At 34.6% G+C, this 25,664-nt stretch carries 19 protein-coding genes; 5 read left to right on the forward strand and 14 right to left on the reverse strand.

Translation table 11 applies throughout. From position 1 onward, the window contains the following. Positions 1 to 132: 132 nt before the first annotated feature. Complete coding sequence (locus tag ACFO3N_RS05535; protein WP_379795905.1) at positions 133 to 510, reverse strand: heavy-metal-associated domain-containing protein; 378 nt, start codon at positions 508 to 510, stop codon at positions 133 to 135. 102 nt (positions 511 to 612) lie between these two features. On the opposite strand from ACFO3N_RS05535, the gene ACFO3N_RS05540 reads away from it, so the two are divergent. Next, entirely contained in the window at positions 613 to 1,479 is an 867-nt protein-coding gene (locus ACFO3N_RS05540; protein ID WP_095928029.1) for a DMT family transporter, read from the forward strand. 275 nt (positions 1,480 to 1,754) lie between these two features. On the opposite strand, the gene ACFO3N_RS05545 is transcribed toward ACFO3N_RS05540, so the two are convergent. Both ACFO3N_RS05545 and ACFO3N_RS05550 read right to left on the reverse strand, forming a co-directional pair. Continuing rightward, positions 1,755 to 3,803, reverse strand: coding sequence for an insulinase family protein (locus ACFO3N_RS05545; protein ID WP_379795907.1), 2,049 nt, complete (start codon positions 3,801 to 3,803; stop codon positions 1,755 to 1,757). Between the two features lie 12 nt (positions 3,804 to 3,815). Continuing rightward, positions 3,816 to 5,138, reverse strand: a complete 1,323-nt coding sequence (locus ACFO3N_RS05550; protein WP_095928027.1) for a M16 family metallopeptidase — start codon at positions 5,136 to 5,138, stop codon at positions 3,816 to 3,818. A 274-nt stretch (positions 5,139 to 5,412) separates the two neighbouring features. Here ACFO3N_RS05550 and rplU point away from each other — a divergent pair, with 274 nt between their 5' ends. The 3 genes from rplU to ACFO3N_RS05565 all read left to right on the forward strand — a co-directional run bounded on the left by rplU (position 5,413) and on the right by ACFO3N_RS05565 (position 7,548). Next, positions 5,413 to 5,850, forward strand: a complete 438-nt coding sequence (gene rplU / locus ACFO3N_RS05555) for a 50S ribosomal protein L21 (protein ID WP_379795908.1) — start codon at positions 5,413 to 5,415, stop codon at positions 5,848 to 5,850. A 24-nt stretch (positions 5,851 to 5,874) separates the two neighbouring features. Continuing rightward, entirely contained in the window at positions 5,875 to 6,135 is a 261-nt protein-coding gene (gene rpmA, locus ACFO3N_RS05560) for a 50S ribosomal protein L27 (RefSeq protein ID WP_012023622.1), read from the forward strand. A gap of 120 nt (positions 6,136 to 6,255) precedes the next feature. Next, positions 6,256 to 7,548 (forward strand): hypothetical protein, encoded by a 1,293-nt coding sequence (locus ACFO3N_RS05565; protein ID WP_379795909.1) that lies wholly within the window; start codon positions 6,256 to 6,258, stop codon positions 7,546 to 7,548. A 6-nt stretch (positions 7,549 to 7,554) separates the two neighbouring features. Here the strand turns inward: ACFO3N_RS05565 and ACFO3N_RS05570 are convergent, their stop codons facing one another. From ACFO3N_RS05570 to ACFO3N_RS05580, 3 genes are all read right to left on the reverse strand, one after another. Beyond that, positions 7,555 to 8,067, reverse strand: coding sequence for a ClbS/DfsB family four-helix bundle protein (locus ACFO3N_RS05570; protein ID WP_379795910.1), 513 nt, complete (start codon positions 8,065 to 8,067; stop codon positions 7,555 to 7,557). 129 nt (positions 8,068 to 8,196) lie between these two features. Then, complete coding sequence (locus tag ACFO3N_RS05575) at positions 8,197 to 10,959, reverse strand: AsmA family protein (protein WP_379795911.1); 2,763 nt, start codon at positions 10,957 to 10,959, stop codon at positions 8,197 to 8,199. Between the two features lie 52 nt (positions 10,960 to 11,011). Continuing rightward, positions 11,012 to 11,593, reverse strand: coding sequence for a MiaE family protein (locus ACFO3N_RS05580; RefSeq protein ID WP_095928023.1), 582 nt, complete (start codon positions 11,591 to 11,593; stop codon positions 11,012 to 11,014). Between the two features lie 113 nt (positions 11,594 to 11,706). Between ACFO3N_RS05580 and ACFO3N_RS05585 the strand changes: the two genes are divergently transcribed. After that, on the forward strand, positions 11,707 to 12,948 hold the full coding sequence (locus ACFO3N_RS05585; protein WP_379795913.1) for a glycosyltransferase family 4 protein: 1,242 nt from the start codon (positions 11,707 to 11,709) through the stop codon (positions 12,946 to 12,948). Between the two features lie 55 nt (positions 12,949 to 13,003). Here the strand turns inward: ACFO3N_RS05585 and ACFO3N_RS05590 are convergent, their stop codons facing one another. The 8 genes from ACFO3N_RS05590 to porU all read right to left on the reverse strand — a co-directional run bounded on the left by ACFO3N_RS05590 (position 13,004) and on the right by porU (position 25,469). Then, positions 13,004 to 13,894, reverse strand: coding sequence for a helix-turn-helix domain-containing protein (locus ACFO3N_RS05590; RefSeq protein ID WP_379795915.1), 891 nt, complete (start codon positions 13,892 to 13,894; stop codon positions 13,004 to 13,006). Positions 13,895 to 13,981: 87 nt separating this feature from the next. Continuing rightward, a complete protein-coding gene (locus ACFO3N_RS05595; protein ID WP_379795917.1) occupies positions 13,982 to 14,512 on the reverse strand; it encodes a carboxymuconolactone decarboxylase family protein in 531 nt (176 codons plus the stop codon). A 550-nt stretch (positions 14,513 to 15,062) separates the two neighbouring features. Next, entirely contained in the window at positions 15,063 to 16,910 is a 1,848-nt protein-coding gene (locus tag ACFO3N_RS05600) for a hydrolase/aminopeptidase (protein ID WP_379795919.1), read from the reverse strand. 116 nt (positions 16,911 to 17,026) lie between these two features. Next, on the reverse strand, positions 17,027 to 18,661 hold the full coding sequence (locus ACFO3N_RS05605) for a pyruvate dehydrogenase complex dihydrolipoamide acetyltransferase (RefSeq protein ID WP_379795921.1): 1,635 nt from the start codon (positions 18,659 to 18,661) through the stop codon (positions 17,027 to 17,029). 4 nt (positions 18,662 to 18,665) lie between these two features. Beyond that, positions 18,666 to 19,664, reverse strand: a complete 999-nt coding sequence (pdhA, locus tag ACFO3N_RS05610; protein WP_095928018.1) for a pyruvate dehydrogenase (acetyl-transferring) E1 component subunit alpha — start codon at positions 19,662 to 19,664, stop codon at positions 18,666 to 18,668. Positions 19,665 to 19,823: 159 nt separating this feature from the next. After that, positions 19,824 to 20,306, reverse strand: coding sequence for a cytidine deaminase (cdd, locus tag ACFO3N_RS05615; RefSeq protein ID WP_379795923.1), 483 nt, complete (start codon positions 20,304 to 20,306; stop codon positions 19,824 to 19,826). A gap of 79 nt (positions 20,307 to 20,385) precedes the next feature. Then, positions 20,386 to 21,591, reverse strand: a complete 1,206-nt coding sequence (gene porV / locus ACFO3N_RS05620; protein ID WP_379795925.1) for a type IX secretion system outer membrane channel protein PorV — start codon at positions 21,589 to 21,591, stop codon at positions 20,386 to 20,388. Between the two features lie 41 nt (positions 21,592 to 21,632). Further along, on the reverse strand, positions 21,633 to 25,469 hold the full coding sequence (gene porU, locus ACFO3N_RS05625; protein ID WP_379795927.1) for a type IX secretion system sortase PorU: 3,837 nt from the start codon (positions 25,467 to 25,469) through the stop codon (positions 21,633 to 21,635). Positions 25,470 to 25,664: the final 195 nt, after the last annotated feature.

Here is a 25,664-nt window from a genome sequence, read left to right on the forward strand (position 1 = left end):
TATCAAACGTTCCTACGGAACGTATAATCATAATTCAAATTTAATTCTACCAACCAGACATTCCTACGGAATGTTTTTTTTTTACAAAAAAAAGCACTCAATTGAGTGCCTTTTGAATTTGTTAATTTCGAATTAAGATTTAAAATTCGAAACTTTATATGTTTTTCCGTCTCCAGTTTCTTGAACCACTTTTGTTAAAGATTCTGAGTTTTGGATCGTTTTGTCAAAACTTACTGTTGCAGTTTTTTTGTCAAAGTCTACAGTTGCTTTTTCAACTCCGTCAAGATTTGCTAATTCTTCTTCTATTGTTTTTGCGCATCCCATAGCACAAGTCATTCCGTCAATTGTAAAGCTTGCTTTTTGAAGATTTTCAGCAGCGATTGGTTTGTGTTCTTTTGGAGCACTTTTTTCTGCATTTACAACTTCAAGACTTTTGTCTTCTGCTTTTTTGCATCCAACAAATACTAAACCAGCGATTGCTGCAGCGAATAAGATTTTTGAAATTTTCATTATATATAAATTTAAAAATTGCGAATAAGATTCTTGCAAAATTAATAAAAAGAGAATGCTTAGTTCGTAAAATAATTACAAATTTGCAGTAAATAACAATTTATGGAAACAAAACAGTTAAAGTGGATTTACTTGACTATTCTTTCTCTTATCTGGGGAAGCTCTTTTATTCTGATAAAAAAAGGATTGATAGGCTTAAGTGCTGTTCAAGTAGGATCGTTCCGAATTATTTTTGCTGCTTTGTTTTTATTGATTGTGGGTTTTAATAGTCTGAAAAAGATTTCGCGCCGCCAATGGAAATTTGTCGCCATAACTTCGCTTTTCGGGACTTTTATACCGGCTTATCTTTTTGCTATTGCAGAAACTCAGGTTAATAGTTCGATAGTTGCGATTTTAAATTCGCTAACGCCATTAAATACTTTGATTTTAGGAATTATAGCATTTGGAATTCAGTTTCAAAAGCGACAGGTTCTAGGTGTTTTTGTTGGACTTGTAGGCTGTTTGCTTTTGGTTTTAAGCGGAGATTCTGCAAGTGGAACTCAAAATTACCTCTATGTTTTATTGGTTGTTATTGCAACGCTTAGTTATGCTATCAACGTAAATCTAATTAAAAAATATTTACACGATTTAAATTCTGTAAGTATTACAACAGGAAATTTTGCGGTTTTGCTTTTGCCAGCATTAATAATTTTAAGCACAACCGATATCAGTCAGAAAATACATTTTGCAGAAACGCAGCATTCTATACTTTTTGTAGCGATTTTAGGTGTTTTAGGAACAGGAATAGCAAACATTCTTTTCTTTAAACTGATTCAGATGTCGTCGCCAGTTTTTGCAACATCTGTGACATATTTAATTCCGATTGTAGCATTCTTCTGGGGATTGTTAGATAATGAATTCCTGACGCCAATTCAATCTGTCGGGGCGTTTATTATTTTGATTGGAGTTTATTTGTCGGCTAAGAAGTAGTTTTTTTAATGTAAAATGTTGCTTGTAAAAGGTAAAATGTAATTTGATGCGAATGTCTCCCTGAGCGGAGTCGGAGGGCGTACCAATTGGAACGGGGCTTCGACTCCGCTCAGCCTGACAAAGAGAGGCTTTTTCCTTGATAGTACCAAATCATTGAGCCTAACTAAACTTAGTAAATAGAAAAAGCTTTGTCAAAGTTTCAAACTTTGACAAAGCCTTAAAATCTTAGTAACTTAGAAGCTTAGTGTCTCAGAACCTTTGTCCCTTTGAGCCTTCTATAAAAAATCTTTCTCAGAAACCCCTTCGTTGATTTTAATATCAGACATTTTAATATCCAATTCAAAACCAACATTCTGAACTAAGTTAAAAGGAACTTTAACGCCTTTTACTTCTTTATAATCATTGAAATTAGTGATTTGTTCAACTGATTTGCCGCCTTGGTCGCGAACTTTAGATTCAGCTGTTTTTAATCCAGATTTAACGTCGTAATAATACTTTGTTTTACCATCTTTTATTACGTAAGCATCATTCCCGTTAATTGGTTCAATTCCTTCTACTTTAAGGTCTGTTCTTTTTACAAGTTGTAATTCTTCAAAAGGAGCGGCATTAGCTTTCATTTCGGCTAAATCTTCACCTTCAAGGTTTTTTCTTTGGCCTTGCTGTTCAACGTAAGCACCTTTTTCGTTAACCACCTGTTTCATTAAATTCATAGTTCCCATAGAAAGCGAAACCATCATTTTTCCTTTTGAATCTAATTTAGAAATAAAAGTTAATGGATTAGGAGCCTGCGGAACCGTTGTTGTGCCATTCATGTATAATGTTTTTACTGCGGCAACAGCTTTTTCTCCGCCAATTGCATTAATATAGTTTTCAAAAACCGTTTTTGCACTAATATCTTTAGGCGCCTCTTTTTTTGTAGCGGGTTTTTCAACTGGGTTTCCGTATTTGTCGAAATAGTGAATCGGAATTTGTAATTTTTCTAAACCAGGAAGTACGTCAGATCCTTTACCCACTATTACGATACGCATATTGTCTAACAAGAAATACTTGTTGGCCACACGATAAATATCATCGGCAGTAACATTGTTGATAGTCTGAATGTATTTTTCGTAGAAATCTGCAGGAAGTTTTTCTGTTTCAATGTTCAAAGCGTAACGCGCAACAGCTTGTGGTTTTTCAACTTGCATTACAAATCTTCCAATATAACCTGCTTTTACATTTCTTAAAACTTCTGGATCAACTCTTTCTGTTCTGATTCGTTTGATTTCTTTAACGAATTGAACAACAGCGCTATCTGTTACTGTATTTCTAACGGCAGATGAGGCCTTAAATTTAGTGACATATTTCCCGCTTCCAATGCTAGAACTTGCTCCATAAGTCCAAGCGTGCTGTTCGCGTAAATTCATGTTTAGGTAGCTGTTGAAATCGCCTCCAAGAATTTGATTGGCAATAACAGCAGGGAAAAAATCTGGATCGTTCATTCTTAAATTTACCGTATTTACTAATGAAATTTCAGATTGAACCGCATTTGGAACATCAACAAAATCGATTTGTAAGCCCGAAACGTTTACTGGAGTTGGGTAAGTGTTTTTTGGTGCAGTCTGCTTTTTCCATCCATTGAATAATTTCTCAACAGCAGTTTTTGCTTCTTTAAATTTGACGTCACCAATAATAACTAAATAAGCATTTTCTGGAACGAAATAAGTATTGTAATTATTTTGAACATCTGCAAGAGTTACGTTTTTTACAGTCTCTTCAGAAAGATATTCTCCTACCGGATGATTTTTTCCAAAAGCCAAAACATCAACCACTCGGTTTGAAATGGCAGGAACGCTTTTTTCGTCAGCTTTAAGGCCTTCCAAAAGTTTTGCTTTTTCTTTATCAAATTCAGTTTGAGTGAAATTGGGTTGTAAAGCGCCTTCTGCTAAAAGTTCTAAAACGCGGCCAGAATACTTTGACAATGAACTTGCATAGGCGCCTTGAGAAGTAAAGTTGATATTAGCTCCGTAAAAATCAATTTCTTCGTTAAAAGCTTCTTTGGTTGTTTTTTTAGTTCCATTTCCAATTAAGCTGCTGGTCAATTCGTCAACCCCTTTTTTGTTGCCTTCAGTAAACGGCGCATTATCTAAAGTAAGTGTATAGCTCACTCTAGGTAATTTGTGGTTTTCAACAACTAAAACTTTCATTCCGTTTGCTAAAACAAAGGTCTGCGGTTTTTTGATGTTGACTACTGGGGCATTTCCTGGTTTGGGTTGTGGACGATCTTGTGCTTGCATAATTCCAGTTAGGAAAATAAGGATTAAAAAAGGATATATTTTTTTCATGATTCGATATTCTTAGTTTTGAGATTTGGCAGTAGGAACATAATCTAAAATCAAACGCTGATTCGGATTCAGGTATTTCTTGGCAACTTCTCTAATTTCTTCTCTCGTAATAGAGTGGTAAATGTCGATTTCAGTATTAATTAAATTGACATCTCCATACAGAAGATAATAAGAGGCTAGATTTTCTGCAATTCCTTCTACGCTTGCATTGGCATTTACGTAATTGTTATCGAATTTATTCTGTAATTTTTCATAATCTTTTTCGGAAATAAGATCGGTTTGGATTTTTACAATTTCCTCATCCATTTCCTTTAAAATATCATTAATGGTGTATGGTGCCATTGGTAGTCCATAAAGAATGTACATTCCGTAATCTTCTTGACTAAATCCTACTGCGCCAATTTGTAACGCCATTTTTTTGTCGTCAACTATTTTTTTGTAAAGTTTAGAACTTTTTCCATCACTTAAATAAGAAGAAATCAAATCTAAAACCCTAGCATCTCTGGTTTTCATTGAAGGCGTTCTGTATGAAGCTACAATCATTGGGATCTGAATATTCGGATCTTCGTAAGTTGCTTTAATAGTTTGGTTTATAGGTTCTTCTGTGTAAGTTTGTTTTTTAACTTCTTCACCTTTTGGAATTGGTCCAAAATATTTCTGAATCCATTCTTTTGTTTTTGTTTTTTCAAAATCTCCTGCAACGACCAAAACGGCATTATTTGGAGTGTAGAATTTTTTATTAAAAGCTTGGAATTCTTCAAGAGTTGCTGCATCCAAATCTTTCATAGAACCAATTGTGGTCCATCTATAAGGATGATTTTTGAACATGTTCTTTTTAACCTCAGGAAGAATATTTCCGTACGGCTGATTGTCATAACGCATTCTTTTTTCTTCTTTTACGACTTCATTCTGCGTGTCAACTCCAATCTTATTAATGATAGGATGCATTAATCTTTCCGATTCCATCCATAAGCCAAGTTCTAAACTGTTAGAAGGAAAAACTTCATAATAATAAGTTCGGTCATCAGATGTGTTGGCGTTGTTTACACCTCCATTTGCAGTAACAATTTTCATCCATTCCCCACGTTTTATATTTTGGGTTCCTTCAAATAATAGATGTTCAAAAAAGTGAGCAAATCCAGTTCTGTCAGGACGTTCGTCTTTTGATCCCACATGATACATTACTGAAGTAATAACGACAGGAGCAGAAGGGTCATTGTGTAAAATGACATGTAGGCCATTGTCTAAGTCGTATTCTTCGAAAGCTACTTTTTGGGCATGAGCCACTCCGCCAAGCATTAATGCAGCACTTAACATCATTACTGATTTTTTCATAAAGATTAATAATTTTAAAATATCAACATATAGTAGGTAGACAAGAGTTGATTTTGGTTACATCAAAAATAGTTTTTTTTAATTACGAATTGTAGATTTGTTTTTAAATAAATACGATTTTAACAATCCTTTACTTTAAATTAATTATATTTTATGTGCAGAACTGCTTGAAAAACAAGGTTTTTTCGGGTAAAAATATTTTTCCTTCTATGGGTTGCATAGTAAATTATTAGTTGTATATTTGCAACCTTAAAATTCAATAAATCAATTTGATATGTATGCAATCGTAGAGATAGCAGGGCAACAATTTAAAGTAAGCAAAGACTTAAAGGTTTATGTTCACCGTTTAGCTAATGAAGAAGGTTCAAAAGTTTCTTTTGACAAAGTTCTTTTATTAGATGATAATGGAAATGTAACTTTAGGCGCCCCAGCTATAGAAGGTGCTTCAGTAGAAGCTAAAGTGTTAAAACACTTAAAAGGTGATAAAGTTATCGTTTTCAAAAAGAAAAGAAGAAAAGGATACAAAAAAAGAAATGGTCACAGACAATATCTTACACAAATTGTAATTGAAGGTATTACTGCAGCAGGAGGAACTAAAAAAGCAGCAGCTAAAAAAGCGGTTGTAGCAGAAGAAGCAGCTACTGAAGAAGTAGAAGCTCCAAAAGCTAAAAAAGCAGCTCCAAAAGCTAAAAAAGAAGCTACTAAAGAATAATAACAATATTTAAACTCATACGTCATGGCTCACAAGAAAGGTGTCGGTAGTTCGAAGAATGGTAGAGAATCAGAATCAAAACGTTTAGGCGTTAAGATTTATGGTGGACAAGCTGCTATTGCTGGAAACATCATCGTTAGACAAAGAGGTTCAAAACACAATCCAGGTGAAAACGTTTACATTAGTAAAGATCACACTCTTCACGCAAGAGTTGCTGGAGTTGTTAAGTTCCAAAAGAAAAGAGATAACAAATCTTATGTATCTATTATTCCTTTCGAGGCTTAATAATTTAAGATTACTTTTTATAAAAAACCCGTTCAGAAATGATCGGGTTTTTTTATTTCTATGACTTTTTTGGAAAGACTTTAAAACTTACATTTGTTTAGCCTCTTTAAATAAAAAAGTTTGAAAAAGATTTTAATATTGTTTTTGTTGTGCTGTCTTGGCACTTATGCAAATACTCCTTCGGAAAATATCGTAAGTCATTTAAGTTCTTTAAATGAAAAACAGAAAAAAACTTTATATGAATTTGAAGTTCTAAAAAGGAATGGCTTTAAAACAGATCAATTTTGGGAGGAAAACAAAAAATTGTTTCCAGAGTTTGATTTTAAAACGAGAGATGAATTAGCACAGCAGATTTTTGATAATTCCAAAGTAATCTACGAACCTCAAAAAAACTCCAGAGTTCAAATTTGGATGCAGACTCAGTTGTTTACGAACTGGATGTTTTATTTGTCGGCCTTTATAGCTATTTGTGCGGTTATTGCGCTCTTTAAAAAATATTGGAGTTTATGGATTGGGTTTCTTCTTAAACGTTTAGAGCCTGTTTTAAGATATTTATTTTCTCCCTTATTGTTGACTTTCGAACTTTTGATAGTAGGAGTCGCTTGTATCTTTTATGCCGTTTCTGTTGAAGATTTTGTAGTGCGAACAGTAATTATTCATTTGGGACTATTTTTATTATGGAGTCAGTCAACCGCTTTGTTTACTAGAGAATATTGGGTTAAAAAATACGTTTTTGAGATCGGAAGTAATTTCTGGGGAAAAGATCCGTGGGAGACCATAAAAACAATATGTCTGCCAGCTGTTTTGATTACATTGGCTCTTTGGTATGTATTGTATAAAGTTCCTGCAGATATTTTTTATAACTACGAAATTGTGGTTTCAGCAATTGCTGCAATTTATGCTTTACCGTTTTGGCGTACATTGGAAAAATTTATGCATCCAATTTTATTTCCTTTTAAGAATCAAGTATATAGAGAAAGAAGTGTCAATTCTCTAGCCGCATGTACAGTTGTAGCGGTTGTTTTAACTATTGTTCTTGTGCTGCAATGGAATGCTGTTTTTTACAATGTTATTGCGGCATTCATAAGTTTGGAGACTTTTTCATTTTTAATACTGTCATTAAAAGCGAATCATAAATACAGTTTTAGAAATTATTATTTTATACAATTGGTAACGTTCCTTTTTCTTGGTGCGGTTTTTCTATACGGTTTTTATTTTGGCTTATACGAAGTGATCTGGTTTGCAATTATAGGATCAACCTTATTTGTAATAATAAAGTATATGGAAGTTTTTTCTTTTTTCTCAAACTGGAAAAGAGGAAAAGGTTGGGCTTGGAAGTTATTGGGACTTGCTTTATTGTTGTGGTTGATGGGCAAAGGGATTTTGTATGTTTCTAAATTTGTCTTTTCTTAATTGAAATTATAAAATATTGTTTTCTTTTTTCCACTTGCGAATTCTGCCTCTTGCATTATTGTAAGGAGATGCCGTATTAAATTGTATCATTCTGCCTAATGTCCACTTTTCATACCAAGCGGTTTCATATAATTCTGTATTAGATTTCTCTTCAATTAAAGAAAGAATCTTTTGAACGGTATTGTTTAGTTTAGTGCATAAGGTATTAAAATCGTCTTTTTCATAATCCTTATAGAATTTTTGTGCCAGTTTTCCCAATTCATTCCATTTGTAGCCTGTTTCGGGAAAATCGACCGCTTCGTTTAGTTTTTTCTTTGTGTTCCATTTTAGTACCAATTCTCCCCATCCTATTAAATAAGAAACAAGATTGTTAATGCTCATTAATGTATCTTTTGCATGCCCGTGTAAGTTTGGAATTGTGGTGGATTCTTCAGGAATTTTAGATAACTCTTTTTTTAACTTGCTGTAATTGGTTTTGATTGCAGTTTGCAATTCTTCTTTGTTTGTTGGAATAGCCATGATTTAAGAGAGTAAAACTTTATCAAATTTATATAAAAAAAACCTTTGTCAAAGTTTTAAACTTTGACAAAGGTTGATATGTTGAGATCCAGTTTGGAATTTGGAATTTTGTTGATTGGAATTTGAAATTTAATCCTCAGTATCCTTAGTTTCTTCTAAGTCTTCCGTTTTTCTTCCCACTTTTACTTTTGGATTATCCTGTGTTCCTGTTACAGTTAACGGAATTCCAAAAATACCAAAAGGAGGCAATCCTAAACGCATTTTTAGGTTCAGTCTTCCGTCTAAGCTTGATGTTCCTTCGATTCTTGGTCTAAAGCCAGCAAACTTAAATTTAAATCGTTCTACAGTTATAATATTGTTTTTAACGGTTGTTTTAATGTCTACTTTCGAAAGATCTGGATTTTTCATAGATTCAGAATTTGTTTGTTTGCTTACAGCATTAAACATTTTCAAACCTCTTACTTTTACATCTTTTACAGAAAGCGTCCCGCCGCCTACAAGAGAAGGATAGACAGGATCCATATTTGCATTTAAGCGGCCTTTTAATTGATAATCTAAAGAAACAATCCCTTGTGCTTTTTCTGCAGCGCTGGCCATTTTTCTAAAAACTTCGATTTCATTATAGGCTCTTTTAATGTCAAAATCTGTGGCTTTTATCGCGTAATCAAAATTTGCCTTTTGCGGAGTAACGGCTTGATAATTGGCATTCATAGAAACATTGCATCCAATGAGGTTGAAACCAGTATTTTGCATCGTTAATTTACCATTTTTCATGGTTAAATTTCCAGTTGCATTTTGCAGATTTAATTTGTCGAAATTTACTTTTTGAGCATTTGCGATTAACTGTAAATTCAAATTGGTCGGGATGATAATAACGCCAGTTTGGGTATTGTCTGATTGTTTTGCTTCTGTTTTTGGAGTTGAACTTTCTGTTACGGGTGTATTAGGATCTACACTCGACATAAATTCGTCAATATTAATATATCGAGAAGTAACTTTAAAAGAGCCTCTTAAAACGCCTGTATTGGTCATGGCATAATTGAAAACATTCTGCAAATAACCATTCATTTTAAAATCAGATTGTCCGTAAGCGGCCAAGAAATTATTGAACGACATTTTATCCTGATTGATTTTGAAAATTCCTTCTTTGATAATGAATCTCTTTGGAAGATATTCAGAAGCAATTCCGATGTTTCTTAATTCAAGAGTTCCTTTGTTATTTAGTTTGCTATAATTTCCTTTTTCGGCATCGCTTTGTTTTCCTTTCAAAGATAAATCTGCTTTTACGAAACCGTCAAGATCAAGACCTTTTTGAGAGAATACTTTGTAAATTCTGCTCACATCCAATTCTCCTTTAGCTTTTATGTCATAATTTAAATCATCAAAATTGCTTAAATAAGCTTGCACAAAAACCGGTTTTCCTTCAAAGGTAAACTGAGTTGGAGTTAAGTTTATTTTTAAATCCTCAAAAGTTCCTTTTTGGTTTGCGATTTTAGCTTTAATAGTAATGTTTGTAATCGGATTTGGGTAATACGGTGTTTTTAAATAACCATTTTCTAAATTAACGATTCCGTTTGTAACAGGAAAACGCTTGTTTTTTTGATCGAATACTCCGTTTGCTTTTACATCTCCAGCCAAAGCTCCTTTTAGTTCAATATCGGGAATTCCGAGTGCTTTAGTTAGCTTTTCAAGATCAATTTTAGCTTTAAAATCGGCGTTAATTTCGGGTGTATTTACTCCTTTAACCAAAAACGTAGATTTTAAATAATCCTGATTAATGTTTAAGGAAAGGTTTTTTGCATCAACAATAACCAGATCCGGATTTAAAGATGGAACTTTTGTTTTGATGTCTAAATTTAAATTTGAAACAGGAAATGCGCTTTTGTTATAATTGACAAAACCGTCGTTTATCTTTACATCTAAATTCAAATCTGGAGCAATATTTTCCGAAGCAATATACTTTCCTTTTAAAGTCAGCAAAAGATTGGTATTTCCTTTCAATTCGGTTTTAGAAAGCCAAGTAATGTATTTTGGAGGAAAAGCGGTAAAAACATCATATAAATTGCTATTGTCAGATTTAATAACAAAATCCATGTTGTAACCATCTTTCAAAATGTCAAATTTCCCTTTAAAGTCCACCAGAAGCTGATTGATTTTAAGGTTGTTTTGTTGGAAAAAGAAAGAAAGTGAGTTGATGTTGACTTTTGTGATCAAATCAGCATCAATTTTTTTGTTCATTAAATAAGGTTCGTCTTCATAAACGATATTCAATTTCTCGATTTTAGCTTTCGAATACAAGTCAAAAACGGCTTTATTCAAATCTCCTTTTCCTAAATAGTTAAATCCGTAAGCGTCAAAATGGACTTTTGTCGATTTATCATCGTAAATAATTTTACTATTCAAAATCTCAATTCGCTCTAGCTTTAAGGCAGTGTCGGAGCTGTCTTTTGGTTGCGAAGCCTGTTCTTGAGATTTATAAATGTTGTAATTGGCTTCTCCATTTGGATTCACTTTTACATTTATAAAAGAATCGGATAAATAGATCTGGTCAATTTTTACCGATTTGCTGAAAATAAGACTCGCTACATTGATTCCGAAAGAAACCTCTTTTGCAGTGATAAATTTTTCGTTTGTATATGGAGCTGAACCATTTAAACTTAAATTATCTAAAGTTAAAGTAAGAGAAGGAAAATGGCGGAAGAATGAGACAGAAACGTCAGAATAATTTAGTTCTGCGCTTAATCTTTCATTAGCTGTTTTCTTTATTTGCTCTTTTATTTGATCCTCAAAGACGATAGGCGTTAAAAATAATAATCCTATAATAACCGCGAAAGTTATTCCGAAATACTTCGCAATTTTAAAAACGATTGATCTGGATTTACTTTTCTGCATAGCGAATAGTGGTATTTAGATATGAAAATAGAGTAATAAAAAAGAGCGTAATTTATCCGTGAACGGTTTCGTTTTTACCATAATTAGTAATAATCGAACCTTCATATTCAATCCATTCTTTCCAGCGTTTGTCGATATCAATATTATCTTGATATTTTCTGGCAAATCCTAAAAATGTAGTGTAATGACCAGCTTCAGAAATCATTAAATCACGGTAGAATTTTGCTAATTCTTCATCTTTAATGTTTTCAGAAAGTACTTTAAAGCGCTCGCAACTTCTAGCTTCAATCATGGCAGAAAACAATAATCGGTCGCAAAGTGCATCTCTACGGCTACCATCTTTTTTCATGAACTTAAAAAGTACATTTACGTAATGATCTTTTCTTTCGCGGCCTAAAGCAAGTCCGCGTTGCTTTATAATGTTATGAACCATCTGAAAATGTTCCAGTTCTTCTCTAGCAATTTCAAGCATTTCGGTTACCAATTCTTCGAGTTCAGAGTTGTAAGTAACGATACTAATCGCATTTGAAGCCGCTTTTTGCTCGCACCAGGCGTGATCAGTTAAAATTTCTTCGATATTTGACTCAACGATATTTACCCAGCGAGGGTCTGTAGCTAATTTTAATCCCAACATAATTTCCCACCATTTAGATTTTGCAAAATTAGTGTTTTTTTACCACCGAATTTCAGGAAATTGGGTGCAAATCCGCGGAAAATAGTATTATTTTGTAATATGAAACAAAGATTATGAATCAAATCAAAAAACTTTTAATTATAGGGTTTGTCTGGCCCGAGCCAAAGTCTTCTGCAGCAGGTGGAAGAATGATGCAATTGATTTCTATTTTCAAAGAAAATGGATTTGAAATTACTTTTGCAAGTGCCGCTCAGGACAGTAATTTTATGGTTGATTTGTCTGAGTTTGGAGTAATAAAAAAGAACATCGAACTCAATTCTTCCACTTTTGATGATTTTATCTTGGAATTAAATCCAGATGTTGTCTTGTTTGATCGCTTTATGATTGAAGAACAATTTGGGTGGCGCGTAATTGAAAAGTGTCCAAAAGCGATTAGAATTTTAGATACTGAAGATGTGCATTCTTTAAGAACGGCGAGGCAAAAAGCTTTTAAGGAAAATAGGATTTTCGAATTGGAAGATTTATTGTCTGAAGAAGTGGCAAAACGAGAAATTGCGAGTATTTTAAGATGTGATCTGTCTTTGATTATTTCTGAATTCGAAATGAATATTCTAAAAGATGTTTTCAAAATTAATGAAGACTTACTTTTTTATCTTCCGTTTTTGGTGGATGAAATGAAAGAGGAAGAACTTTTGAAATTGCCTTCTTTTGATGAACGGAAAAATTTCATTTTCATTGGAAACTTTCTTCATGAACCGAATTGGAATACCGTTCAATATTTGAAAGAAGCAATCTGGCCTGCTATAAAAAGAGATTTTCCAGAAGCCATTTTGGAAGTTTACGGAGCATATCCCTCACAAAAAGTACTGCAATTGCATCAGCCTAAAAATGGTTTTTATATAATGGGAAGGGCAGAAGATGCCAATGAAATTGTAAAAAAAGCTAGAGTTGTTCTAGCGCCAATTCGTTTTGGTGCGGGTTTAAAAGGTAAACTTTTAGAAGCCATGCAATGTGGAACGCCAAGTGCGACAACGTCAATTGGTTCTGAAGCAATGCATGAAAATTTGCCTTGGAATGGTTTTATCGAAGATGATTCGGTTGAGTTTGCAAAAAAAGCGATTGAGCTTTATAAAGATGAAAATCTTTGGAAACAATCACAAAAAAATGGAATCGAAATCATTAATAAATGCTATCAGAAAAGCGCTTATTCAAGTCAATTGATTTCATTGATAAATTCACTTTTAGTAGATTCTAAAAGCCACCGGCTTCATAATTTCATGGGAAATCTGTTGCAACATCACGCTTATACAAGTACGAGATACATGTCTAAATGGATAGAAGCGAAAAATAAGTAATCAGTAACGGTTTTATAGTAATCAGCAAGCTGCGACTGAAAACTGCGACTCTAAACTAAGTATCCATTTTGCCAAAACCTACCGTTTCGCGATAGATTTGTGGGGAAACATCGGCATTAGTTTTAAAGAAACGACTGAAATAATGTTCATCATCATAACCTAATTCGTATGCAATTTCTTTGACCGTTTTGTTGGTCATGTATAATTCCCTTTTGGCTTCAATGATGATTCTTTCCGAAATTAAATCTGTTAAGGTTTTATTGAAATAATTCTTAGATAATTTTGCCAAGGCTTTTGGGGAAATGTTCAATAATTCAGCATAGTTTCCAGCAGAATGTTTCGTTTTAAAATTCAGTTCAATGGCATCTTTTAAGTTTTGGAGAATTATAGGTTCTTTAGAATCTGGAACCGATTTCATCTCTTCCAGTTGTTCTGTTTTTAATCTTGAAGCGGTAATTAAAAATATTTTCAAATAAGAAATCAATAATTCATACTGCGCTAATTCTGCGTTTTGAATTTCAGCTTTCATCTGATCAATTACCATATTAAAAGTTTGTGAAGCTTGTTCTGTAACCTGAACATACGGAGGCTGATAAATATTATTGAATAAAACGCCATTGCAAGAAACTTCTTTTTGATGCATGTGAATGCAATAAAAATCAGAATGAAAATGGATTGCGATTCCTTCAATTGGTTCGCTCACGCAAAGCATAAAAGGCTGGTAAGGCGAAAAAGCAAGAAGTGAGTTTTCTTCTAAATGATGTTCTGCAAAATCGGCTTTTACTTTGCCTTTTCCTTTGGTTACCCAAATTAAGGAGTAATAGTTGTTTCGTTGCAAATGATCAAAATGGCTGTTGTCGCTAAACGGAAGAATTTTAAAAGCCAAATTTCCATTTTGCGGATTTATTAAAGTGAAAACATTTTGAGCGCTCATATTCGGTTTCATTTTTAAAAATATAAAGATAGTTATGAAATAAATTCACAACTATCTTTATAAATTGTTTTTTGTTATAGTGATTGCGTAAATCTTGATTTAAACTGCTGGAAAATCAATTTCAGTATTTGCTACATTGTTAAAGTAGTTTGTCAATACATTCAAAGCTACATGAGCGATAGTTTCTGCAATTTCAGCATCAGAAACTCCTGCGTTTTTAGCTTTGTTGACATCTTCGTCATTTACTAAACCGCCTTTGCTGATTAGTGTTTTAGCCAATTGTAAAATCGCTTCTGTTTTCGCATCATCAGAATTTCCAGATCTTGCTGCTTTTAAAACTGCTGGATCTGCTTTTACCAATTTTTCTCCAATAAAGGTGTGAGCTGCTAAACAATAATCGCAAGAGTTGCTTTCTGAAACCGCCAATGCAATTAATTCGCCTGTTTTTGCGCTTAATTTTCCGTGGCTTAATGCACCGCTCAAATTCAAATATCCTTCCAAAACGGCTGGTGAATTTCCCATTGTTCTCATCATGTTTGGAACAACGCCTAATTTTGCCTGAACTGCGTTGAATAAATCTTTAGTTTTTCCTGTTACTTCTTCTGGGTTTAAAGCTGTTAATCGTGTCATTTTATTTAATATTTAATTGTTGTTATTTGTTGTTGTCTTTTGACATTACAAAGTTGCGACGATTACAGATTTTAAAACATGGAGAATGTACGCTATGTGATGGACAATTTTCCCTAGTGTTTTTTTAGGAGCTAATCCAGCTTTCCGCTTCAAGTCCTCACTCAAGAACCTTATTTTTCTAAGCCATAAAACGAGCTTCCGTTGGTCGCTGTTTTCTGGCAAGAAAATAAGGTTCTTGAGCTCCGGGCTTTCCGCTGCAATCTGGGCTAGGACACTCGTTTTCATAAGATTGTTTTTGTTTAGTTTGTCAATAATAACAGATTTTGCAGATAGTTAACTTTGTCAAAGCTTCAAACTTTGACAAAGTTATTTATCGTCTAGTTTGTCATCCTGACGAAGGAAGGATCACACTAGAAACTCCGCAATCTAAATCGAAAATCTAAATCGATTTACGAGTGCGATTCCTCGTTCCTCGGAATGACAAACAATACGTAAAAAAAAGAGTCTGTTCGTAAAGAACAGACTCTTTTCAAATTTTTTCTAGAAAAAACTATTTCAAAACACCTTCAGCATCCTGAATAGTTGTTGCATGATAGCCAGATTTGGCCTTGTCAAATACTTGCTTAGCCCAAATTTTTCCTTCTGGAGTTTTAATCATTTCTTTATAAAGCATCGTAATAGAGCCAGTTCTGCTGCTTCCAATTAGAAATTGTTCAATTGCAGGATTTGCTGCTTTATATTGATGACGAATTGCCTGAACAAACCATTGGCGCTTAATAATAAAATTACCGCCTTTAGTAAAGTTGAATTCTTTATCAATTGCTTCCATTTCTTTTGCAGTTATATCAGTAGGAAGATGATCAATAAAATGCTGTTTTTCTGCTGTAGTTGTGATTTTTTTGCTTAAACCTGCAACGCCAGTTTCTCTCCAGCTTTTTTGAATAGCATCAATGGCATCAAAATCTGTAGAACTTACAGGAAGAATGTTTGATGGAATTCCTGGTTTGTAAATCCAGTTGTCTAATTGGATTTTATCTGCTAAAGCTTTGTCGCCTTTAATCAGATTTTCATTGATATATTTAACGAAATCTTCTGTTGTAATAGATTGAAAAGCATGAGAATCAAAATAGTTTTTAATAAACGGATCGAATTTTTCACGACCCACAGCATTTTCAATAACTCTTAAAAAAGCATATCCTTTTACATAAGGAATCATGCTGATGCCTTCGTCAGGGTTTCTTCCTGTAAGGCTTACTTTTAATCTTGTGTCTGGATTTGTATCTCCATATTCGGCAACATTATCAACCAATTCTTTATTGGTGATAACATTTTGCATGTCAAATTCTTTCTTCCCGAAGATTGCTTCTCCAATTCTGTGTTCCACATAAGTGGTAAAACCTTCGTTTAGCCAAATATCATCCCAAGTTGCGTTTGTCACTAAGTTTCCGCTCCAGCTGTGTCCTAATTCATGTGCTAGCAAACTTGTAAGCGAACGATCTCCAGCAATTACTCCCGGAGTTAAGAAAGTCAAGTTTGGATTCTCCATTCCACCATAAGGGAAACTTGGAGGTAACACCAAAACATCATAACGTCCCCAGCGGTATGGTCCGTATAGTTTTTCGGCAGCATTTACCATTTTTCCTAATTCAGCAAATTCGTAAGCTGCGCTTTTTAGAACAGATGGTTCTGCATAAACTCCAGTTCTGTTGTCGATTGCTTGGAATTCGATATCTCCAACAGCAATTGCCATTAAATAAGAAGGAATTGCTTTGTCTTGTTTGAAAGTATAGACTCCAGTATCATTTTTCTTCTCCGGATTTACAGCGCTCATTACGGCTAATAAATCTTTAGGAACCGTAACTTTCGCATTGTAAGTAAAACGAATTCCTGGAGAATCTTGACACGGAATCCATGTGCGAGACCAAACACTTTCGCCTTGAGAGAAAACAAAAGGTTTCTTTTTGTCTGCAGTTTGTTCTGGTTTTAACCATTGCAATGCCACAGCATCTTTAGTAGTGTTGTAGTAAATATTTACTTTGGTTGTATTGGAGTCGATTGTAATATGAAGCGGTTTTCCGTGAAATTCAGTGGCTGCCCCAAGTTCGAATTTGGTTTCTTTTTCGTCATCGCCTAAAGTTACTTTTGTGATGTCTAAAGTGTTTTCGTCGAAGATGATTTCGTTCCCTTTACTGATATTGTCAATTGTCCAAGATGCTTTTCCTGAAATAGTTTGCGTGTCAAAATCAACTTTGATATCAAGATCAAGATGTTTTACAACAGCAAGTTCTGGTTTAGAATAACTGTGTTCGTCTGTAACAGCACCTGTTTTTTCTGTCTGCTCTTTTTTCTGGCAGGCAATTGCTGTCAGAAATAAAGTAACAAGAATTAGTTTCTTCATTTTGTGAGGTTTTGAATTTGAGGATGAAAATTAAACAAAAAATCCCGTCCCGAAGTTTTTCGGGACGGGATTTTATTATGGATACCTTCGACTTCGCTCAGGCTGGCAATTTAAAATTATGCCAACATTGTAACTGGGCTTTCGATGTATTGTTTTAATGTTTGTAAGAACTGAGCTCCAGTTGCTCCGTCAATTGTTCTGTGGTCACATGCTAATGATAACATCATTGTGTTTCCAACTACGATTTGACCGTTTTTAACTACTGGTTTCTCAACAATTGCACCTACAGAAAGGATAGCAGAGTTTGGTTGGTTGATAATTGAATTGAATTCAGTAATACCAAACATTCCAAGGTTAGATACTGTAAAAGTACTTCCTTCCATTTCTTGTGGTCCTAATTTTTTGTTTTTAGCTCTTCCAGCAAGATCTCTTACTGAACCACCGATTTGAGATAAACTCATAGCGTCTGTAAATTTCAATACAGGAACTACTAATCCGTCCTCAACAGCTACAGCAACACCAATGTTTACGTGGTGGTTGATGATGATAGCATCTTCTTTCCACTGAGAGTTGATTTTTGGATGTTTTTTCAATGCTAAAGCACAAGCTTTGATTACCATATCGTTGAAAGATACTTTTGTATCTGGAACGCTATTGATAGCAGTTCTTGCTTGCATTGCTTCGTCCATACTTACTTCGATCACTAAGTTGTAGTGAGGCGCAGTAAATAAAGATTCTGCCAAACGTTTTGCAATGATTTTACGCATTTGAGAATTTTTGATCTCTTCTGTGTAAACTTCTCCAGCAGGAACAAAAACTTTTGGTGCAGCAGGAGCAGAAGCTTCTTGTTTAGCAGCAGGTACAGAAGCAGTTTGTGCTTGAGCAGATGGAGTAAAGTTCTCGATATCGCTTTTCACGATACGTCCGTTTTCTCCAGAACCTTTAACTTGAGATAATTGGATTCCTTTGTCAGAAGCAATTTTCTTAGCTAATGGTGAAGCTAAAATTCTTCCTCCGTTTGAAGTTTCAGCAGCAGCTTCAGGTGCTTTTTCAGCAGCAGGAGCAGCTTTTTCTTCTGCAGCAGGAGCACTTGCAGTTGCAGCGCCTCCAGCGGTAAAGTTATCAGCAACTCCAGAAATATCAGTTCCTGCAGGCCCAATGATAGCTAATAAGCTGTCAACAGGAGCAGTGTTTCCTTCTTGAATTCCGATGTATAATAATGTACCAGCATTGAAAGACTCAAACTCCATAGTCGCTTTGTCTGTTTCAATTTCTGCTAAAATATCTCCTTCAGCTACAGTATCGCCAACTTTTTTCAACCAAGTTGCTACAGTACCTTCAGTCATTGTGTCACTCAAACGTGGCATAGTTACAACTATAACACCTTTTGGTAATTCAGCAGCTTTTGCAGGAGCAGCAGTTTCAGTTTTTGCTTCAGCAGCAGGAGCATCCGCTTTTGGAGCTTCAGCAGCAGGAGCGTCACCACCAGCTAAAAGAGCAGAGATATCTTCTCCTTCTTTACCAATGATAGCTAATAATGAATCAACTGGAGCAGTTTCTCCAGCCTGAATTCCGATATGTAAAAGAGTTCCTTCGTTAAAAGATTCGAACTCCATTGTTGCTTTGTCTGTTTCGATTTCAGCTAAGATATCACCTTCGCTTACTTTGTCGCCTACTTTTTTAAGCCAAGTTGCTACCGTTCCTTCAGTCATAGTATCGCTCAAACGAGGCATTGTTACTTTAATCGCCATGATATTATAATTTATGAGGTGTAAATGGATAGTCTTCTTGTGCGTATACTACATCGTATAATTGTTGTAAGTCTGGGTATGGAGATTCTTCAGCGAATTTCGCACACTCTTCAACTAAGTCTTTAACTCTTTGGTCAATTACTTCAATTTCTTCTTGTGTAGCATATTTTTGATCCAAGATTACATCAAGAACTTGAGTAATTGGGTCGATTTTTTTGTACTCTTCAACCTCTTCTTTAGAACGGTATAATTGTGCATCAGACATAGAGTGTCCTCTGTAGCGGTACGTTTTCATTTCAAGGAAAGTTGGTCCGTCTCCGCGACGCGCTCTTTCGATAGCTTCGTGCATTGCTTCAGCAACTTTTACAGGGTTCATTCCGTCAACAGGCCCGCAAGGCATTTCATAACCTAAACCTAATTTCCAGATGTCAGTGTGGTTTGCAGTTCTTTCTACAGAAGTTCCCATTGCGTAACCATTGTTTTCAACGATAAATACAACTGGAAGTTTCCATAACATAGCCATGTTAAAAGCTTCGTGAAGAGAACCTTGTCTAGCAGCACCATCACCAAAGTAAGTCATAGTAACACCGCCAGTATTAAAATATTTATCTGCAAAAGCAATACCAGCTCCTACAGGAATTTGAGCACCTACGATTCCGTGTCCACCGTAAAAACCGTGTTCTTTAGAGAAAATGTGCATAGAACCTCCCATACCTTTAGAAGTTCCTGTTGCTTTTCCTAAAAGTTCTGCCATTACGTTTCTAGGATCAACTCCCATACCAATTGGCTGAACGTGGTTTCTGTAAGCAGTAATCATTTTATCTTTGGTCAAATCCATAGCGTGCAGTGCGCCAGCTAATACAGCTTCTTGACCATTATATAGGTGTAGAAAACCTCTAACTTTTTGTTGAATGTATAATGCTGCAAGTTTGTCTTCAAACTTTCTCCAAAGTAGCATGTCCTCATACCACTTTAAATATACCTCTTTTGTAACTTCTTTCATCTGAATTCTTTCTTTTGCTAAAGTTGTTTGTGTTATCGATTATTGTGCCTGTAACGCAAAATAGTTTCCTCCCACAAATTTGCGCCCGAAAGGTCGGGATGCAAAAATAAGACATTACATTTAAGAACTAAAATTAAAACGATACTTTTTGGCTTTTTTTTACAAGAACTTTTTGTCGAACATCAATGGGAGTAAATTTTTTAGGGATGATGATTTGTAAATTTCGCCAATTTCTCCCATAAAATAGATTTCAATAGGGGTGTCTTGTTTTATTTCGTATTCTGCTATTGATTGGCGACACGATCCACAAGGCGGAATAGGAGCAGTGGTCTGATTGATGTCTGAAGCTGCTGTAATTGCCATTTTTAAGATTTTTGCTTCTGGATAGGTACTTCCTGCGTAAAAAATCGCAGTTCTTTCTGCACAAAGTCCAGACGGATAAGCGGCATTTTCTTGATTAGAACCTAAAATAACTTTTCCGTTATCTAAAAGCAAAGCGGCTCCAACTTTAAATTTTGAATAGGGTGCATAAGCTTTTTTTCTAACCTCGATGGCTTGATGCATTAAATCCTGAATTTCCGTTGGAAGTTCATTTAGGGTATCAAATATGGTAAATGATGTTGTTATTTCGATTTCTTTCATCTGTTTTTAAGGGAAAAAAAATCCAAATTCCTAAAATGCCGGAATTTGGATTGAATTATTTTTATTTTAAACTTTATCTTTAATACGTTTCGTATTTGTCTCCAAAGTTAAACGTTAATGAGAAACGAAGTGTGTTTTCTAAAGGATTTTTTATTTTAGATGCTGAGAATAAGTACGACACATCGATTTTCATAATGTTGTATTTGAATCCTGCTCCTAAAGAGAAAAATTGTTTAGCACCTTTTTCTGGGCTTTCATGGTAATATCCTAAACGCATTGCAAAAGCATCTTGATACATGTATTCTGCAGCTACGCTATAAGTTACTTCTTTTATTTCTTCTTTAAATCCGCCGGGTGCATCTCCAAAAGATTTAAAGATTCCTTGAAACCAGCCAATGTCATTATAATTTCTATAACCAATGTCTGTCGCTTCTTGTTGAGAAATATCTTCTGGATCGTCAAAATCGCCATCGCCGTTTACGTCTACTGGTGTTCCAATTCCTGGAGGAGTCGGAACTAAAAGTTTCGTAAGCTCAGCACTTAAAGTAAGTTTGTTGTAATCATCAAAGATAAAATCAAATCCTCCTCCTAATCTTAAATTTGCAGGTAAGAAGTTTGTGCTTACGTCATCATTATCATAGCTGATTTTTGGTCCCATGTTTTGGAAGTTAACACCGGCTCTCCATCTACCATTGAAATCTTGATAAGCAATTTCTTCAGATTGGTAAAAAGCTGCCACGTCAACAGCAAAAGATCTTGCAGATGTAGCATCAACTTCTTCTGAAGCAACTTTTAAGTTTGAGCTGATGAAACGTCCGGCAACAGCCATAGAGAATTTCTCGCTTAATTTTAATGAATAAGATCCGTCTAAGGCAAATTCGTTTGGATTTACTTCTCTTACGGCCTCATTTGGGTCTCCAGTGTATCTTAATTCAATTCCTCCAAAACCAAAATAGCGAAAACTTCCTGCAAAGGCACTTTTTTCGTTGATTTTGTTGTAATACGTAATCTGACCTAATGAGATGTCATTGGCAAGATCTGTTAAATAAGGAGTGTAACTGATAGAAAGTCCTTGAGCATCTTCAGAAAATGCATACTTAGCAGGATTCCATTGTTGAGAGAAAACGTCTGCAGAAGTGGCGACACCTTGATCTGCCAAACCTGCTGCTCTAGCATCAGCAGCGACTAATAAAAAAGGTACTCCGGTAACAATAGGTCTTGATTCCTGAGCCCTAGAATTGTAAATGCTAAAAATACAAATTAATAAAAGTGATAGTTTTTTCATTTATGGGACTAATGTTTTTGGTGGTGCAAATATATATAATATTATAGGATGACAAGCTTTTCGTATTTTTCTGCTTTTTTATTTGTTAAATTAGATTTTACAGTCAGTTTGTAAATATACACTCCTTTTCCGATTTTGTCACCAAAATCGTCTCTTCCGTCCCATGTTATTTCTCTAGATAAAAAACCTTCTGTTGTAATCGTTTGATTTTTTGTCCAAACTACTTTTCCTGTAATAGTCATTACTTGTACTTGTACGTCTAATGGTTCGTATGGTCTGTTGTGCGAAAACCAGAATTGTGTATAAGTTGAAAATGGATTTGGATAATTAAGAACGTGTGATAGTGTCAAAGAATCGTCTCCTACAACTGTAAATTGGATTTCACTAGTCACAGGATTATTGTAAACATCCCAAGCGGTAAAGCTTATAGTGTGCAGTCCAGGAGCTAAATTTCGGAATGGAAAACGTAAATTTCCGTTAGTGTAATCGTCTAATTTGGTTTGGTAATAATCATTCAAAATATAGGGATTACTCACATCTCCGTCTAAAATAGCGACAATATCGTGTCCGATTCCACTTGCTGTATTGATTCCGTTTTCATCTTCTAAAAAAGCCAAAAGAAAAGGCGATTCATTCGTTATTCCACCAGATACAAAAGTTTCGTCGTTCATATATAACTTCACTTTTGGACTTATATTGTCCTGAGGTGCATTTTCGTTAATTCCTCCAATTTTGATCGTATTGTTGTATCCTGTTTGGTTTTCTAGCGATTCGTTTTTCTTTGAATAAAAACTGATTCTGCCATTGTCAACAGGAATTCTTATATCTCTAGGAACCACAAAACTAAATTCGAATTGTCCGTTGGTTACAGATGCATTTCCTCTAAAAATAGTTTCTCCCAAAGTTTTAAACTGCATTGGAGGGCTAAACCCGTCGTTGTTTAAGGTGGTGTTTGTGATTAATTTATCGAAAATGGCCGTTGCCAATTCTCCGTTATAATTGCTTAAAAGCGTATTATTTTCGTCTGTGATTTCTCCTGAAATTTTAATTTTTGACAATGATTTTAAATCAGGAATTGCCTGCGAAATCACAATATCGTTTACTTTAGTTAAATTAATTCGTGGTTTTGGAATAGCAAGCATTAAAGCAGGATCTCCTAAATAAAAGACAACATTGCTAGAAGAGCTTGGATTTTCGTTTTTGGATATTCTTAAAGACTCTGCAATAGTGTTGTATTGATTTGAGCCATAAGAAAGAAGGTTTTTGCTGAGCGTTTTATTGAATTCTTCCGCGTTTGCTTGACCGATTTCGCGAATTGTTGTCAGCATTGAAATAGCTCCTCCTTTTGGATTCCAGAAAACATACTCGCCAGCAGTGGGTCTAGTCGGATCGTCAAAACGAGAAAATTCGCAGGTAATGGTAATAAATAAAGGATATTTGTATTGATTGGTCAAGTTTTGCCCATCCGATTTTTCCCAGATTCTTTCACTTGCCAATCCGTCCTCTCCACCATGACCTAAATAGTTAAATATTAATGCGCCTTTTTCGAAAGCATTAAAAAAGTCGGTTCTTGCTTTAGGATATCGCGCTCCGCCTGCAGAAGCTTCTTGCGTGTAAGCGTCTAAAAATATTTTATCGATGTTAAAAAAAGGCTTTTCGGTTGCGATTTGATCTGCAAGAGCATTTTGGTTTGCTTGTAAGGTTTGGTCGCCAGCTTTGTCTGAATCGTCGCTAATTAAAACCACATTATTTCTCCAATTTCCGTATGATTTTGTGTCATAATATTCAAAGACTTTGTTCACCATTTCCTGTGCTTGGGCATTATCTGAAACTAACATTCTTCCTACGGCTATGTCTATTCCCGCAAGAGACGGAATAATAATTCCTTCGTTAGAATCCATTAATCCGTAAAAATCATCAGAAGCAAATGAAGATTCTCCGACTGTATTGCTTATTAAAGATTGATATATAGGTACAATATTGGTATTGTTTGAGATGCGATCTTTATAATCAAATGAAGCATCTCCAAATAAGTTTACATAACGTACTCTTTTTTCTGGAGAAGAAGCATTGTTGTAAATATATCTGATACAATTTCTAATAGCTGCAATATCTTGTTTGCCAGAAGAAAACTCTTGATAAATGTTTTCTAATGTAATCACTTTTGTATTTAAACTAGAATTGGTTCTATGAAAACTCGCTAATCTTTCCGCCTGTGAGGCTAAACTCTTTGGAGTTATAATTACATAGTCAATATCTTGAAAAGAACTTTGATTGTTTCTGAAAATTGTTCCTTTTAAATTCTGGTTGGCAACTTTTGACTGATTTTCTTTTAATGGAGTGTAATAATCAGAAGCATCTACTGCGATATATTTTCTAACTTCTCCCAAATTGGCCTTAAAACTAAAAGAGGTTTGATTGGCATTTTCGATTTTATATACATTATATAGGTCAGTAACGTCCCAGATTTGCGTTATTCCAGATGCGTTTCCGATAGTGTAATTGGCAATTCCTGCTTTAGAGCCAGCATCGTTGTATTGAAAATGAAATTGTTTGCCTGTTCCTAAAAGTTTTCGTTTGGCAATAAGATTGATATAATCTAGATAACCTTTAGATCCTGGAACACCATTATTATTATAGGTAAGTTTTATTTTGATATTGTCTGTTCCGGTAAATTCTGTATTTGCTGGAAGTTTTCCCGTTCTATATTTAGTGTCAGAGTTTGCAATTAAAGATGGAAAGCTTATGGATCCTACATTTTGTGTGTTTGTGGCTACTGAAAAAGAAGTGCTGGTTAAAGATGCAGATGCGGCGCTTACTTCTATTTTTACAGGCACAGTGGCATCAAGGTTTGGGAAATTAAATGAAAATTCCTGTTCTTGATTGATATCAAACGACTCGCCAAGCCATTGACGACCGAGGTGCACAATGTTGGTTTGGTCAATTTCGTGATATTGATAGTCATCAAACGTGTTTAGATCTAAGGTGCTATTTCCTGCTGGCTGATTTAAGTTTTGAATTCTTTTGCCATCTCCGCCAGAAGCCGTAATATAATAATAGGACTTGGTGTCGTATAAATTTAAATTAGTTTGATTTTCAGAACTCCAATTGTCGGGCCCTTCGGCATAAAAAAGAATGTAATCTTCATTGTTAAAAGTGCCATCATTTTCACCTATTATCTGTATAGTGTTTTCTGTTAAATCATCGGGATAATAACTGTCATTAGGAAGGGGGAGCATTCTTCCGCCATTTCCATAAATTTTGATTTTTCTGGGGTCAGTCTTAGAAGGGTCAAATCCTAAGCTTTGTAAAAAAGATCGGTTTATTCTGTAAACACCAGATTTCTGAATATAAAAGCGATACCAATCACCAGATGCTAAGACGGAATTTGAAATTGCTGCCGATTTTTGAAAGGAAGAAGTAGATGCCGTTCGTCCTGTTGTGTTACTAATAAAGTAAGAAAAAGATTTGATGCGTTTGTAGCTGTTTCCTTCCTTAATTATAGGAGATAAGGAGAGAAAAGTATATCTTATGTCTCTTGCATTGGTAACTATTAATGATTCATTTGGTTTTTCTGGAATGTTTTCAAGTGTTAAATCTCCTAAATCTGTTCTAGAAACCGACTCATAAATGACGTTGCTGATTTGTGCCGAACTACTGCCTGAAGCGTTAGGTTGATTCAGATTTTGGAAGAACATTATGGTTTTTTTTGTAGTGTCGAAGCGAAAACTACTTCCTGAGAAGAATGGAATTGTAATTTTATTTTCGCCATAATTTACCTCTTTTTTGTTTTGCCAATCTATCGTTATGCTCCCATTTATCTGGGAAAACGAAAGAATTGGGATCAGTAAAAGAGAGATAAGAATTGCTTGTTTCATGAGTTAAAAAACCGAAATTTAATTAAAAAATAATTAGTAAGTAAAAATATAGTATTTCATGTTACAGTAAATAATAAAAAGTATATTTTTGCGTTCGTAACTAAAGGTTATTTTCTGGAAAAAACAGCTAAATAAAATTATTAGAACAGATGTTGCCAATTAAATGTTAATTATTATATTGCAGCACCTAAATTT

Origin of the sequence: Flavobacterium chungangensis, assembly GCF_042654045.1 — a bacterium.
In the GTDB taxonomy this organism is placed as follows: Bacteria; Bacteroidota; Bacteroidia; order Flavobacteriales; family Flavobacteriaceae; genus Flavobacterium; species Flavobacterium chungangensis.